This is a genomic window from Sporosarcina thermotolerans (genome assembly GCF_030067815.1).
In the GTDB taxonomy this organism is placed as follows: Bacteria; Bacillota; Bacilli; order Bacillales_A; family Planococcaceae; genus Sporosarcina; species Sporosarcina thermotolerans.
In genome coordinates this window covers 3,420,562-3,435,034 of record NZ_CP125968.1, presented here as the reverse complement: position 1 = coordinate 3,435,034, position 14,473 = coordinate 3,420,562, and the positions used below count along the sequence as shown (strand labels likewise).

The 14,473-nt window shown below is 43.5% G+C and carries 15 protein-coding genes and 1 pseudogene; 12 read left to right on the top strand and 4 right to left on the bottom strand.

The features are described 5' to 3' along the window. Positions 1-151: 151 nt before the first annotated feature. Positions 152-1,693, top strand: coding sequence for a right-handed parallel beta-helix repeat-containing protein (locus tag QNH10_RS19180; protein WP_283732841.1), 1,542 nt, complete (start codon positions 152-154; stop codon positions 1,691-1,693). Between the two features lie 168 nt (positions 1,694-1,861). Here the strand turns inward: QNH10_RS19180 and QNH10_RS19175 are convergent, their stop codons facing one another. Next, a complete protein-coding gene (locus QNH10_RS19175; protein WP_283732840.1) occupies positions 1,862-2,554 on the bottom strand; it encodes an LrgB family protein in 693 nt (230 codons plus the stop codon). Further along, entirely contained in the window at positions 2,524-2,928 is a 405-nt protein-coding gene (locus QNH10_RS19170) for a CidA/LrgA family holin-like protein (RefSeq protein WP_283732839.1), read from the bottom strand. The genes QNH10_RS19175 and QNH10_RS19170 overlap by 31 nt, the downstream gene beginning before the upstream one ends. Positions 2,929-3,259: 331 nt before the next feature. On the opposite strand from QNH10_RS19170, the gene QNH10_RS19165 reads away from it, so the two are divergent. Next, the gene (locus QNH10_RS19165; RefSeq protein ID WP_283732838.1) at positions 3,260-3,802 is read left to right on the top strand and encodes an EamA family transporter; all 543 of its coding nucleotides are present in this window, start codon (positions 3,260-3,262) and stop codon (positions 3,800-3,802) included. Further along, on the top strand, positions 3,694-4,155 hold the full coding sequence (locus QNH10_RS19160) for an EamA family transporter (protein WP_283734697.1): 462 nt from the start codon (positions 3,694-3,696) through the stop codon (positions 4,153-4,155). Before QNH10_RS19165 ends, QNH10_RS19160 begins: the two co-directional genes overlap by 109 nt. 38 nt (positions 4,156-4,193) lie before the next feature. Here QNH10_RS19160 and QNH10_RS19155 read toward each other — a convergent pair whose 3' ends face one another. After that, positions 4,194-5,222, bottom strand: coding sequence for an AI-2E family transporter (locus tag QNH10_RS19155; RefSeq protein WP_283732837.1), 1,029 nt, complete (start codon positions 5,220-5,222; stop codon positions 4,194-4,196). Between the two features lie 515 nt (positions 5,223-5,737). Here QNH10_RS19155 and QNH10_RS19150 point away from each other — a divergent pair. The 6 genes from QNH10_RS19150 to QNH10_RS20910 all read left to right on the top strand — a co-directional run bounded on the left by QNH10_RS19150 (position 5,738) and on the right by QNH10_RS20910 (position 10,889). After that, a complete protein-coding gene (locus tag QNH10_RS19150; protein WP_283734696.1) occupies positions 5,738-8,104 on the top strand; it encodes a bifunctional 2',3'-cyclic-nucleotide 2'-phosphodiesterase/3'-nucleotidase in 2,367 nt (788 codons plus the stop codon). A 124-nt stretch (positions 8,105-8,228) separates the two neighbouring features. Beyond that, positions 8,229-8,381: a hypothetical protein gene (locus QNH10_RS19145; protein ID WP_283732836.1), complete on the top strand. Its 153-nt coding sequence runs from the start codon at positions 8,229-8,231 to the stop codon at positions 8,379-8,381. Positions 8,382-8,445: 64 nt separating this feature from the next. Then, complete coding sequence (locus QNH10_RS19140; RefSeq protein ID WP_283732835.1) at positions 8,446-9,558, top strand: RNA-guided endonuclease TnpB family protein; 1,113 nt, start codon at positions 8,446-8,448, stop codon at positions 9,556-9,558. 104 nt (positions 9,559-9,662) lie between these two features. Next, on the top strand, positions 9,663-10,058 hold the full coding sequence (locus QNH10_RS19135) for an ABC transporter permease subunit (protein WP_283732834.1): 396 nt from the start codon (positions 9,663-9,665) through the stop codon (positions 10,056-10,058). Between the two features lie 57 nt (positions 10,059-10,115). Then, positions 10,116-10,685 (top strand): HAD-IIA family hydrolase, encoded by a 570-nt coding sequence (locus QNH10_RS19130; protein WP_317940287.1) that lies wholly within the window; start codon positions 10,116-10,118, stop codon positions 10,683-10,685. Positions 10,686-10,688: 3 nt separating this feature from the next. After that, a complete protein-coding gene (locus QNH10_RS20910) occupies positions 10,689-10,889 on the top strand; it encodes an HAD hydrolase-like protein (protein ID WP_317940286.1) in 201 nt (66 codons plus the stop codon). Here QNH10_RS20910 and QNH10_RS19125 read toward each other — a convergent pair. Next, on the bottom strand, positions 10,884-11,330 hold the full coding sequence (locus QNH10_RS19125) for a glycerol-3-phosphate responsive antiterminator (RefSeq protein WP_283732833.1): 447 nt from the start codon (positions 11,328-11,330) through the stop codon (positions 10,884-10,886). The genes QNH10_RS20910 and QNH10_RS19125 overlap by 6 nt on opposite strands. Positions 11,331-11,420: 90 nt before the next feature. Here QNH10_RS19125 and QNH10_RS19120 point away from each other — a divergent pair, with 90 nt between their 5' ends. From QNH10_RS19120 to QNH10_RS21315, 3 genes and pseudogenes are all read left to right on the top strand, one after another. After that, a complete protein-coding gene (locus tag QNH10_RS19120) occupies positions 11,421-11,591 on the top strand; it encodes a hypothetical protein (RefSeq protein ID WP_283732832.1) in 171 nt (56 codons plus the stop codon). A gap of 30 nt (positions 11,592-11,621) precedes the next feature. Then, positions 11,622-13,262, top strand: coding sequence for a glycerol-3-phosphate dehydrogenase/oxidase (locus QNH10_RS19115; protein ID WP_283732831.1), 1,641 nt, complete (start codon positions 11,622-11,624; stop codon positions 13,260-13,262). Positions 13,263-13,522: 260 nt separating this feature from the next. Then, positions 13,523-14,466 (top strand): annotated as a pseudogene (locus QNH10_RS21315) (sugar-binding transcriptional regulator). Positions 14,467-14,473 lie beyond the last annotated feature (7 nt).

Below are 14,473 nucleotides of genomic sequence, written 5' to 3'. Positions count from 1 at the left end.
GACTCGATAGAGGTCGTCCAGTCATCCCGAACATAGTGAGCCCGCGAGCCTCGGTGTGAATTTCCGAGCTCGCGGGCTCACTGCTTTTTTTCAACGACTTTAGAGCGACGATAGGGGAAGAAAAGCATCAAGAAAGGATGTGAGAAGTCTAATGAAAAAATCCATTCGTAACAATGAGCGCGTTTCAGCGCGTTTGTGGTGGGTAACCCTTGGCTTGGTGGTCCTCTTGACCGCATGCACTGTCAAGGAAAACGAGGTGCCGTTCGAGAAAGATGACGCAATTGAGGAATCTGATGGGATAGTCAAGAGAGATGACGCCGTGATCCCAAACCAGTCTGAGCACGGTGACTGGCAGGATCCTGGCTTAGTAGACCGTACCGGCGCGCCGATCGAAGTCCCGACGCCAGATCCAACCACGGGTAAGACCCTTGACGTCACGGACTTCGGGGCAGATCCAGATCCTGACTCACAAGACGATGCAGCAGCCATCAGAGCGGCCTTAGACGCAGCCGAATTAGGTGACGAGGTCTTCCTGCCGGCTGGCACGTATGACCTACACTCTACTGACCCGAACGATAAATCAGCGAATATCGTATTGCGCAGTGGCGTGGACTTGCGCGGAGAGGGCCAGGAACGCACTGTGTTGCTGACCTCACTCGACGGCGAGGATGACAGCCGGGTGATCCGCGGTTCCGGCATCCAGGACGTCATTATTGCTGACTTTACCATCACCTCCCGCCACGAGGGTCCACTCGGCGACGACCCCAAAGACGGCGACGCGGGTGGCGGGCCAATGTACGGGATCTATCTCGGAGCTCATAAAGGGCAGGCGAGCTCCAGGATCATAGTGGAGAATCTAAGCATCCGCAAGTTCGAGCGCCACGGCATCTCCGTCAAGGCCAGTCGTGAAGTGACTATCTCTGAAAACTACATCAGTGAAGCAACCGCCGTAGGTCCAGGTGGACAGGGCTATGGCATCGCTATCGAGGGCACAGTGGACCAGCACGACCCGAATGCCACTAATGATTCCCGGCACAATGTCGTCACCGGTAATACTTTCGACGGCAGGCATCTGCGGCACGCCATTCTGTTGCAGTTCCGCACGCATAATAATTTAGTAGCGGAAAACACCATCGTCGGCAGCATTCTCGACGCCATCGACTTGCACGGTGAGGGTGAATATTTGAATGAAATCAGGGACAACACGGTCATTGGTGGTCAACGGGCAGGCATCGCGCTCGGCAATCCCGGTGGCTCCAAGAACAAACACGACGCCTCAGGAACCGGAAACTGGGTACATTCCAATCACCTGATTGGGAACCGTGAAGGTATCCTCGTAATGTTAGGAACTCCCGACACCCTTATCGAGGACAATCGGATCACTGCGAAGGGAGATTCGAAAACAGGCATCGAGATCCGCAATGCGCCGGGCACGAAGTTATTCCGTAATTATATAACTGGAGGAAATAGTGGATTCTGGTCCATTAAGCTCGGTGAGGACCGAGGTAATAATGGGCGGGGGATCGGTATCCCAAAAGGTATCAGGATTGAGCACAATGTCATTCGACAAGCCGCAAATGGAATCAAAATCAATGCCGGGGAAGACCTTAGCGTGATTGAAAACGTCATGGATGGCATCGGCGGGGACAAGCTGAAGGTGGACGATGGGATAAAGTTGAGATTGGTTCCATAAGGTGCAGGAGACTATTCGTTTTTGTGACGATTGTTTGAAATTTATGTATTTTTATACGAATTGATTGAATTAACATGAATGTTTCTTGCACAGGTACCTTAACAACCACATATCCACAAAAAAAGTCCAATTTCCAGTAGAGGAAATTGGACTTTATTTTATTCACTCCTAAATATGAAACACCCATACAACAATTGGGCCAAGGACGGAGCCGATGATTGCACATAATGCCATTGTGATGGAACTCATTGAAAAGGCAAGTTCACCGTATTCGGCAGCTTTTGATGTCCCGATGGCGTGAGATGCACTGCCAAGAGCGATGCCTCTGCCGAGGGGGCTATGGATGCGTAATAGTTTAAAAATAGTAGGTGCGATGATTGCGCCGAAAACTCCAGCAATCATAACTCCGACGATCGCGAGTGACGGATTTCCGTTCAACCCTTTCGCTACTTCAATCGCGACGGGGGTAGTTAGGGATTTGGGGATAAGGGAAAGACTTAAGTTTTGATTGAGCCCGAATAGTTTAGCGATGAGTACAACGCTGACCATTCCGGAACTGACACCAACCAACACCCCTCCAATTATAGGAAGCAAGTGATCACGTAAGAAAAGGCGTTGCTTGTACAAAGGGTAGGCAAGTGCGACGACGGATGGACCTAATAGGGAACTGATCCATTGTCCCCCAACCATATACTTATCGTATGGAATTTGGATTAAAGACAACACAATTATAATCATTGTAGTTGCGGTTAAAACAGGTATTAAAAAAGAGTGTGAATACCGTTTATATAGTTTTGCCGCAGCAAGATAAGCAACGACGGTTAATAAAATCATGAAGAATGCGAGTGTTGCTTGCTGCATTCTTGATCATCCTCTCTTTTAATAGCCTTTTTCCCGAAAAATTGACCAACTGTTCCTGTAATTGCAATGGAAATAATCGTACTTGTGATGACGGCAAGGATGAACAATGCACCGTGAAAAGAAAGTAACGAAGCATAATTCATGATACCGACAGCTGCTGGAATGAAAAACAGCATCAATATACTGAGTACAAACCCCGCGCCATTTTCAATCCATTTTACGGGAACTATTTTGAAACATAGACAAGTGAAAAGTAATAAAAGTCCAATGATGCTTCCCGGGATGATCAAATGGAAAAAGTTCTGAATAACCGTTCCGATATATGAAAAAATGTATAGAAGACAAATCTGTAAAATAATGATGAGAATCCTCATGATGTGTTGTTCCTCCTTTATTTAGAAACAACTTCCCCAAGTTGCCAGACAACTAAGTTATTATATCATAATTGGATTGTGAAGGTACCTGTGTGCCGAACAATCGAGATTATTCATTGGATATGCACGAGACGTCTATAAGGATACACTAAAATTGGCGATTGATGAGATACTATTGTATTTATATACAACACTTCGAATTGTCATAAATGTGTTGCGCACAGGTACCTTTACAATGAGATACCCCACCAAAACACCGAGTCTTCAAGCATTTCGTCATTTATGCTATAATAGTACAGTTAGTTTTGTGCATCAAGGAGGTATTATCATAATGAAATTTAATAAGGGGATTGTGTTTGTTTTATTGGGTGCTGCGTGTTTTGGGTTTACGCCGATATTTGCCAAGTTGGGGTTTAGCTATGGCTATTCACTTGGCCAAATTACAATCGCTCAAATGTTAATTTCCTTTATATTAATATGGTCTATTACGTTATTTAGACGGTCGAGCTTCAAGGGGCTTACGAAAAAGAATATTTTACAAATCATGATGACAGGTTGCTTTATCGGTTTGACGACGGTATTTTATTACGCCTCGATGCAATATTTACCGGCCTCATTGGCGATCATTTTAATGTTCCAATTCATATGGATTGGCATCATTTTGGAATGGATTTTCAGCAAAGTAACACCAGCACCAGTGACGATTTTATCTATACTATTAATTCTGGTAGGGTCTTTTTCGCTTCGAATATCATTAACGGAGACATTCAGGGGCTTCCGATTAAAGGTTTTGTATTCGGTATTCTTTCTGCGTTCACGTATGCAGGTTTTATTTTCTTCAGTGGAAAAGTGGCGGTCAATGTGGATGCGTTGACTCGAAGTTCGGTGATGGTGACGGGTTCAACCATCATGGTTTTTATCCTATTCATGCGTGATATTCCGACTGTATTTCCATTGGAAGGAAACTTGATAACGGTAGGGATTGGGGTTTCATTATTCGGAGCGGTACTTCCACCTCTGTTTTACGCGGTAGGTGCCCCACTAATTTCGGGAGGAATCGCCAATATATTAACTTCTATTGAATTGCCGATCACCATCCTATTGGCGAGCGCCATCTTGTCGGAATTAGTGACACCGCTTCAATGGGTAGGGACCGTGATTATTTTAGTAGCAATCATTTTGAATGAACTTGGTTCAAATTTATTCCGGATAAAAAAGCATATATAAAACACCAGCCACACGTGGCTGGTGTTTATTAATTATCGTTAAATCTCGTCACTATTAGTTGGAACGGGCTCTTTATCGGTCACATCCAAAATGTCGAGCAGGAATATGAAAATTGGAATCCCGATGATCAGGCCCCATACGCCAAAGAAGTTTTGCGAAAAAATAAGAACGACGAATGTGTAAAAGATAGGCAGATCCGTTTTTGAAGACATCAGTTTAGGATTTAAAATGTATGCTTCAATCGCATGGATGATCATAATAGCAATTAGTAAGTAGAAGACCGTCAGGAATCCGCCGATTGTGAAGCCTATAATCGTAAGGGGAATCAGTGAAATGGCGACTCCTGCGACAGGTATCAGTCCCATGAAGAAAATCATGATGGCCAACCCGACAATCTGAGGATAGCCTAAAATCATTAAAACAATGACGGACAAAAACGTATTGACAAGTGCAATGATGAATTGCGCTTCAATTACTTTACCGAATGTACGTGAAAATTTCTTTCCGAAAAATTCAATTTCATGATAGAACGGGGCAATCTTACTGTTTTTAAATTTATTTGTAAACTCGACAAGTCGCGGTTTTTCAATAAGGAAAAACAAACTTAAAATCAATGCAAGCAGTACATGTATACTCACTTTACTTATATCTGAAAATGATTTAAGTAGGAACGATACGCCATTATCGATATAGGCCTTTATCTGTTCAGCGGAAATAAATGAATCAATAACGCCTAAAAGCGGATTATCTTGCGGGTGGGTGAAGAAATTTGTTATTTGCCTAATGAGCTGAGTGATTTCATAGGAGATAAGCGGCAAATATTTGACAAGAGCAACCGTCAAAATGCCGACAATCAATGTGTACAGCATAATGACAATAAGTTTATGATTCAAACGAACACGCTTCGCCGTAAATTCAACGAGTCGATTCATCAAGAATGAAAAAATAAAGGTGAGTAAGATTAAGTTCATCATACTTTTCACGCTAAATAGAACCACGATCATTAATGCGAAAATTATGACCCGTTTCACTTCTTTTCTTTGTAATAGCCGAATTATCGTTTCCATTTTAAACCCATACCCCTCATAACCTATTTTCTATTAAATTCCTTAAGTTTAGTATCCTCTTGTTTGCCATAGATTTCAAACAAGAACTTTTTATCTACTATCTTACTTTATTTTACACAAATAAGTGAATAGATATACTTAAATTGTTTAGGTATCTCTGATTAAGGGTGGAGGGTGGATTTTAGGAAAGAATTGTGAAGGTACCTGTGTGACAAACAATCGAGAATATTCATTGGATATGTATGAATTAATAATAGTAAATGCATAAGTGTCGGTATTTTGTTTCGATGTTATGTATTTATATTCATTTATTTGAATTACCATAAAAGTGTCTTGCACAGGCACCTTCACAAAATCTTTACAAATCATACCGTTACAATTCCCTATGAACATATGATACTAATGGTTTACAGAAAATATAGAGAACGCTTACATAGGCTTATTAATTAATCATAGTGCGGTTGTTATAATAGAGATGATTTGAAAAACCATATATTGGAGGTTCGTATATGCGGATGTGGAAAAATGTTTCGGCGTCGGTTCTTGCGCTATCTTTGGTAGCAGGCGGGTTAACCGGTGAAGGACAAGTTTCGGCTAACGGGAAAGCGAAGGCGGATACGGGTGTTACGCGTGGCGAGTTTGTGAAATCATTGATTGAACAGATGGACGTTGAATTAGGGTCTGGGAAGTCGGTCAAGTTCAAGGATGTGCCGGAGTCATTGAAGCCGTATATTGAAAAGGCGATTGAGCTGAAACTGATTGCCGGGAAGACGCCGACGAAGTTTGCTCCGAATGAAAAGATTTCACGTGAGCATGCGATTGTCATCGTAACACGTGGAATTGACACGGACAAAACGTTTTCCGATAAGGTGCTGAATCAATTCAAAGACGGCCATAAGATTGGCAAGTCAAGCCGTGAGATGCTGTCAAAGGCAGTCGGTTTAGGTCTTTTGAAAGGGCATCCAAACAAGACGATCCAACCTCAAAATATTATTAGCAAACATGAAATGCAAAAGGTGTTGGAGCGTTTCCTCTCAGAGTATCTTGCGTCGCAGTCCTTTGTTTCGCTGCGTATTTTGGGGACTTCTGATATCCATACGAATCTGATGAACTATGACTATTATAAGGACACGGAAACGAATAGCTTGGGACTTGCAAAAACGGCGACGTTGATTAAACAAGCCCGGAAAGAGAATCCGAATACGCTGCTGTTCGACAATGGCGATTCCATCCAAGGCACGCCACTTGGGTCCTATAAGCAAGCAGTTGATAAATTGAAGAAGGGTGAAACGCATCCATCCATTGGGGCGATGAACCTATTGGGCTACAATGCTGCGACACTTGGGAACCATGAGTTTAACTATGGTCTACCGTATTTGGACGAAGTCATTGACGATGCGGACTTCCCATATGTGAACGCGAATATCCGCGATGCAAAAAGCGGTAAATTGAAGTATGAACCATTTGTGATAATCAATAAAGAAGTGGTTGACTCGAAAGGGAAGAAGTCGACGATTAAGGTCGGCGTGACGGGGATTGTTCCGCCACAGATCCTGAAATGGGACAAGTCCCACTTGGAAGGGAAAGTGACGGTTGACGATTCCGTGAATGCTGTCAAAGCGGTCGTTCCACAAATGGAAAAAGCGGGGGCGGACGTGATCGTCGTACTGTCCCACTCCGGTTTTGGCGATGCGAAACATGAGGTCGGGGAAGAGGATGTTACTTATTTATTGTCCAAAGTGAAGGGCGTAGATGCAATCATCACGGGCCATGCGCACGCTGTATTCCCGGGTAAATTGGATGCGTCACTTACGGGAGTTGACTTGGAAAAAGGTACAGTGAATGGAGTTCCGATAGTGATGCCTGGCAAATATGGCAGCCATTTGGGAGTCATTGACCTGCGACTTGAGTTGAAGGGCAAACAGTGGAAGATTGTGAAGTCGAATGCGGAAGTTCGCGAAATTGTGAAGACAAGCAATTCCGACGTCGACCAATCTGTCGTGAAAGCGGTGAAGGAAGCGCATGAAGGCACGATCAAGTACGTCCGTCAGCCGGTCGGAGAAACGACTGCCGACATTCATAGCTACTTCTCGCAAGTCCAAGATGATCCTTCGATTCAAATCGTCACGAACGCGCAGACCATCTATGTGAAGGATAAATTGAAGGGCACTGTAAATGAAAAACTTCCAGTCCTATCAGCTGGTGCGCCGTTCAAAGCAGGGACGCGCAGCGATCCGGAGTACTATACCTTTGTTCCAAAAGGGCAATTGGCAATCAAAAACGTAGCGGACCTGTACTTATATGACAACACAGTGGCGATTGTGAAAGTGACGGGCGCCGATGTGAAAGAATGGCTTGAAATGTCTGCGGGACAATTCAACCAGATCGTTGCAGGGAAATCCGGTGAACAGCAATTGATCAATACAGATTTCCGTTCCTACAATTATGACGCGATTGATGGCGTCACGTACGAAATCGACGTCACGCAACCGGCGAAATACGATCCCGACGGCAACTTGGTCAACGGCAATGCATCGCGCATCAAAAACCTGACGTACAATGGAAAGCCGATTGACCTAAAACAGGAATTCATCGTCGCGACAAACAACTATCGGGCAAATGGAACATTCCCGGGTGTCCGTAACGCTTCCTATATTGAAGTGTACCCGGACGAAAACCGCCAAGCGATCATCGATTTCATACTTGCCGAGAAAGTGATTGATCCATCAGCGGACGGCAACTGGAAGTTCTCCACACTTCCAGCGAACGCGACTGTTGTCTTTGAAACATCGAAAAAAGCGGTCAACGTTTTGTCTGCCAATAGCAATATTAAGTATATTGGCGATGGAGCGGATGGGTTTGGGAAGTATTTGTTGAAGTGATCTTAGATAAAAATTCTGAAAGCCAATGACGCTTGGGTGTCATTGGCTTTTCATGTTTTTCGGGAAATGTATCAGGTACCTTCACAAACAAGTTGACCGTTGAACACGAGAGGGTGCTGTTAATATGAATCGTTTAAAAAACAGCATTAATGGATTAACGGTAGTTAAAGTTCTCATCTTTGCATTCTTTGGTCTATTCATGTTACTACCGCTCCTATCAGTTTTTGTTGTCGGCTTTACTGGAGAACCGACGGAGATGAATTTCGGTTGGCGATAGCCAACACCTCTTTTTTGATATAATAGGAACAGGTATTCCTGATTTTCTGAAATGAGGTGATTGAGTGGCAAATAAAGCATACAAATTTCGAATCTACCCGACAAAGGACCAGGAAGACTTTTTGGTCAAGACATTCGGATGTGTTCGCTTTGTCTACAATAAAATGCTTGCGGAACGCAAGGAAACCTATGAAAAACTAAAACACGACATGGTATTACTGAAGAAACAGAAGCTACCGACGCCCGCTAAATACAAGAAAGAATTTGAGTGGCTCAAGGAGGTTGATAGCCTTGCACTTGCTAACGCCCAGTTGAATCTGCAAACGGCGTTTTCCAATTTCTTCTCTGGCAAGACAAAGTATCCAAAGTTCAAGAATCGTAAGTCGAAACAATCCTACACGACAAATATGGTCAACGGAAACATCAAGATTCTGGATGCCCACATCAAACTACCGAAACTCAAACCCCTTAAAATGAAACAACATCGCGAAATCCCATCCCATCATGTCATCAAGTCATGCACCATTTCCCGTTCAGCCACTGGAAAGTACCATATTTCCATTCTCACAGAATACGAACACAATCCCGTCAAAAAAGAAATCAATCATGTAGTCGGATTGGATTTTGCCATGAATGGACTTTTTGTTGAGAGCGAAAAGGGTAAGAAAGCCAATTATCCACGATTCTATCGACAGACAGAAGAAAAACTGGCAAAGGAACAAAGAAAATTGTCCAAAATGATGAATGGCTCCTCCCGCTGGGAAAAACAACGGACCAAAGTCGCCAAACTCCACGAAAGAGTGGCAAACCAACGAAAGAACTACCTTCATCAAGAGTCAAGAAAATTGGTAAATAAATACGATTGTGTCGTCATCGAAGATCTTAATATGAAGGGGATGTCGAAGGCCTTCCGTTTCGGCAAAAGCGTTGCCGACAACGGATGGGGGATGTTCACGACATTCTTGCGGTATAAATTGGATGAACAAGGTAAGCGACTTATCAAAATTGACAAATGGTTCCCCTCGTCGAAAACGTGTTCGGCCTGTGGGCATGTCAATGCTGCCTTACGCCTCTCCGAACGGACTTTTGATTGCGATTGCGGATTCGTTATCGACCGAGATTGGAATGCCGCTATCAACATCAAGAATGAGGGACAGTTGATGCTGGACTTGTCCTGATGAAACGGAACTCTTGGAACAAGAGAGATAGCTCGGTCTGTTTTCGCCGGCTACTAGAAGCGGCGATAAGTCGAGAAGCCCCCACTTCAAACGCAAAGCGTTAAGTGGTGGGTAGTTCACTCATCGCTTATACAATTCGCCGACTTCCTTATATGGTCCGTTCGACTATGGGATCGATGCGGGCTATAAAAGCGGATATCGAAGAAGCAGCGGTGAACTTAGGGGCTACCCCATTGACAGCGGCGATTACAATCGTAGGCCCGTTGATGCTTCCGGGGATTGCTGCCGGATCCGTACTTGTTTTCATCACGGTTATTAAAGAGGCGAGTGTGTCCATCTTGCTTGCACCACCTGAATGGGCTCCAATGAGTTTGGCGATTTTCCAAAACATCCTGCGGGCAGAATATTATTCAGCAGCAGCGATGTCAGTTATCCTCGTTGCGCTGGTGTTGATATTGCAAGGGATTGCTAGCTTAATGGGTAAGAAACAACAGCTTTAATCCTTTGACAGCATACTGCAACCGGGCATCTAACATAACTGATTTGGAGTGAGCGTTTTGAAAGGTTTTATCTTTGATTTGGATGGAACGATTTATCTTGACGACCATATAATAGATGGTGCGGCGGATGGTATCAAAGCCCTTAAGGATCGCGGGGATAAAGTCGTGTTCCTTACGAATAAATCGATTGCAAGCCGTAAAGATTATGTCGTGAAGTTGAATGCGTTAGGGATTGAAGTGGAACTTGACGAGGTCATTAATTCCAATTATATTACAGCGCATTACTTGAAAACTGTTATGAAAACTGATGATACTGTTTACGTCATTGGTGAGGGGCCGTTATTCGACGAATTGGCGAGTGAAAACATAAAGCTGGCGGAAAATCCCGCCAGCGCATCTCATGTTGTATTAGGTTGGGATCGTGAATTCAATTATGAGAAATTGAACAATGCTTTCCAAGCTTGGCGAAATGGTGCAGAAATCATTGCAACGAACCCCAATCGGACTTGTCCAGTCAAAGACGGTGAAATCCCTGATTGTGGAGCCATGATTGGCGCGCTTGAAGGGGCGACTGGTGAACCGGTGAAGATGATTACTGGCAAGCCTTCACTTTTGATGGCCGAATAAGTCTTGAAAAATGTATTGGGCATGGAAGCTGGCCAATGCTATATGGTCGGTGACCGTTTGGAAACGGACATTAAAATGGCGAATGACGCAGGAATCCATTCCGTCTTAGTCATGTCAGGCATTACGAATGAAGAGATGTTGAAGGTAAGTGTTCATCAACCGGAATATGTACTTGATAGTGTAAAGGACATCGCAACCTTATAAATCAAATTTCCACATTTCCGGATCACCGGATGAAACGGCCAACGCGCCAACTTGAAGCGCTTCATAGACTTCTGAAAGATCAGTGATCAAACCGCCTGCGATGATGGGATAGTCAAGTTCCCTTGAAAGTTGATCAATCACTTTCGGGATAATGCCAGGCAGAATTTCAACAGCATCTGGTTGGCAGGATTTGACCATTTCAATCCCTTTCGTAATGGCGGCTTGGTCCAACAGAAAGATACGTTGAATCGTTCTTAGACCCAATTCCTTTGCAGCTTTAACAACATTGGTTTTTGTTGTAATGATGCCGGTCGGCTTCCAATATTCTGCAACATAGCTAAGTGCGCTTCGTGAATTGGATATTCCGTCAATAAAATCCATGTGAAGGAACACATGTTTATCGGCCTTGCGCAACTGTTCAATATAGTTGGCAATGGTCATCAGATAAAATTAATTCTTTCCAAAATTTCATCTCTTGGACTATTATAGTAGAGAGTAACCATTCCGTATTTATCGAAAGGATGAATAAACTTGAAATTAGTTGACATGGTGGAATCCCAAATGATTGCCTCCGTAAAAAGTGAGGAGGATTTACAACACGCACTTACTTCGAATGTCAATATTGTCTTCCTTCAAACCGGGAAGGTCAGAGATTATGAGAAAAGACCATTACAATTCCTGCACTCGGCGGGGTTATTGTAATGTTCTTTTCATTATAGGAGCGTGTAAAAAATGAAATCATTTTCATTTAAAGGCAGACAAGAATTATTAAGCGGGATTGAAAACGAGCACTATGACGTGATAATTATCGGGGGCGGAATTACCGGAACAGGAATTGCCCTTGATAGTGTAACAAGGGGTTTGAAGACTCTTTTGGTTGAAATGCAAGATTTTGCTGCTGGGACATCAAGCCGTTCCACGAAACTTGTCCACGGTGGATTGCGCTATTTAAAGCAATTTGAAGTGGGAATGGTTGCGGAAGTTGGGAAGGAAAGGGAAGTCGTCTATCGAAATGCGCCTCATGTTACTCACCCGGAGTGGATGTTACTGCCGATTTATCGTAAAGGGACATTCGGGAAGTATTCCACGTCGCTTGGTTTAAAAGTCTATGATTTTTTGGCTGGAGTTAAAAGAAACGAGCGGCGTAAAATGCTGACAATGGAAGAAAGTTTACGGAAAGAGCCTTTATTAAAAAAGAAAGATCTCCAAGGTGCAGGCTATTACGTTGAATATCGGACAGACGACGCACGATTGACAATTGAAGTGGCGAAAACTGCTTATGCAAATGGCGTCGACTTGCTTAACTATGTGAAAGCTGAGTCGTTTAAATATGACGCGCACGGAAAGGTTGCAGGACTATATTTCCGGGATGTTTTGGATGAAGAGCGATATCTTGTTATGGGCAAAAAAATTATTAACGCCACTGGTCCATGGGTTGAAGAGACAATCGGTCAAGACCGGAAGATTGAAGGGAAAAGTCTTTTTCATTCAAAAGGCGTTCATATCGTCATCGACGGTTCGAAATTCCCATTACGTCAAGCAGTCTATTTCGACACACCTGACGGACGAATGGTATTTGCCATTCCGAGGAATGGGAAAACGTATGTAGGAACGACCGATACCGAGTACCACGGTGATTTGGTGAATCCCGAAATCACCGAGGAAGACAAACAATATATATTGAAAAGCATTGCATTCATGTTTCCGGACTTGCAACTTAGCATGCAGGATATCGAATCTGCGTGGGCAGGCGTGCGGCCGTTAATCCGCCAGGAAGGGAAAGGACCATCCGAAATTTCACGGAAAGATGAGATCTGGACATCTGAAACAGGTTTGATCACAATCGCTGGCGGCAAATTGACCGGCTACCGGAAAATGGCTGAAACCGTCACAGACATGATTTGCGAGCAATTAAAACAAGAAGGCAAGAATTGCACAGAGTCTGTAACTAAGCAAATGAAGTTATCAGGTGGGAATTTCAATAATCCTGAAGACTATGGGCGTTTCATAAACGATAGAGCTCAGGCTATTGCCGTAGAAACAGGCATTTCACTCGGTGACGCAACAAGCATCCTTGCAACATACGGTACAAACACGGATTCAGTATTAAGATATGCGGGCAAAGAATTACAAGAAACGAACTTGCCGCTGTCCATTAAGCTGACCCTCCACTACGCAATCGAAGAAGAAATGGCCATCACACCCGCCGACTACTTCATCAGAAGAACCGGCGCAGTCCTATTCGACATCGACTGGGTGAATAAATGGAAATACGAAGTTGTTGCGTATATGGCTATTGTAATGAAGTGGAGTTTTGAGGAAACGCAGAAGCGTATGGATGATTTGAATCAGCGGATTGAAGAGATAGTATGAGTCTTGATTGGAAATTAATGGGAGGACAACGATAATTTCGTTGTCCTCCTTTTTGTGTGAGGCCAAATTGTAAACGTGCCTGTGCAGCAAACAATCGAGAATTTTCATTTCGATGAATTGTCATAAACGTGTAATGCACAGGTACCTTCACAATGACCCCAAAAACTTCTCGTAAACTATTTACATATTCAGATTACTGTGATTAAATTGAAGATAGTTACATATGTAATATATATGAGCAAATGTAACGATGAAAAGAGGTGGCCTTTTGCCTAGAGGATAAGAGAGAACTCATTAAAATTGCGCATTATTATTATAAAGATGGGTTGACGCAACAGGAGATTGCGCAAAAGCTGTCCATTTCGCGTCAAAAAGTGAATCGATCTATTAAGAGATTGCATGAGGAAGGTATTGTGAAAATCGAGATTATGAAATTAGAGGACTCTTTCGAAGAATTGGAGAGTGCTTTGGAAAAGAAATTTAATCTTAGGCGTGTAATTGTTGCTCATGCAGATAGTAAAGAGGATATTACGAGGCAACTTGGTGTTGCGGGTGCAGAATTCCTGATGAGTCAACTGAATGATGATGTTAAAATCGGGGTTTCTTGGGGAAGACGCTGCATGAAGTGGGGGCTAATTTACGCAATGGCCAAAAAGGAAATGTTGAAGTCATTCAACTTGTTGGTGGGGTGAATTCTAATATAGCTGCCGATATGACGAATGAAATTACACGGCAATTCGCGTCAAGCCTTGGTGGAGTTCCACATTATATCTACGCTCCTGCCATTGTGAAAAGCAGGGAATTGAAGGAATCAATATTACAGGAGGACAGCATCCGTGTGGTGATGGAAGAAATCGACCATTGCGACATTGCCTTTGTCGGGATCGGTGAACTGAGTAGTGTATCGACGATTTACGAACAGAAGTATTTGGATAGTGATTACCTAAATTATTTGCATGGCAATAATGCGGTCGGCGATATTTGTCTGCATGTATTTGATAAGACAGGTAATTTCATCGAAGAAAATGTTGAGCATTTTTCAATTGGGCTGGATAGAGCTCAGCTTCTTAACATCCCGAATGTCGTGGCAATCGCAGGTGGAGCGGAAAAAGTGAATGCAATCATCGGGGCATTACGAACAGGGGCGGTTGACGTATTAATTACCGATTCCATCACTGCACATATGATTTCATCGGAAATATAGTAGGGGG

Excerpts from the sequence above, each read along its gene's own strand:
- QNH10_RS19155 (WP_283732837.1), bottom strand. The coding sequence starts at position 5,222 with ATGGAAACGATAATTCGGCTATTACAAAGAAAAGAAGTGAAACGGGTC.
- QNH10_RS19170 (WP_283732839.1), bottom strand. The coding sequence starts at position 2,928 with ATGAGGATTCTCATCATTATTTTACAGATTTGTCTTCTATACATTTTT.
- QNH10_RS19145 (WP_283732836.1), top strand. The coding sequence starts at position 8,229 with ATGAATCGTTTAAAAAACAGCATTAATGGATTAACGGTAGTTAAAGTT.
- QNH10_RS19115 (WP_283732831.1), top strand. The coding sequence starts at position 11,622 with ATGAAATCATTTTCATTTAAAGGCAGACAAGAATTATTAAGCGGGATT.
- QNH10_RS19150 (WP_283734696.1), top strand. The coding sequence starts at position 5,738 with ATGTGGAAAAATGTTTCGGCGTCGGTTCTTGCGCTATCTTTGGTAGCA.
- QNH10_RS19165 (WP_283732838.1), top strand. The coding sequence starts at position 3,260 with ATGAAATTTAATAAGGGGATTGTGTTTGTTTTATTGGGTGCTGCGTGT.
- QNH10_RS19125 (WP_283732833.1), bottom strand. The coding sequence starts at position 11,330 with ATGACCATTGCCAACTATATTGAACAGTTGCGCAAGGCCGATAAACAT.
- QNH10_RS19175 (WP_283732840.1), bottom strand. The coding sequence starts at position 2,554 with ATGCAGCAAGCAACACTCGCATTCTTCATGATTTTATTAACCGTCGTT.
- QNH10_RS19180 (WP_283732841.1), top strand. The coding sequence starts at position 152 with ATGAAAAAATCCATTCGTAACAATGAGCGCGTTTCAGCGCGTTTGTGG.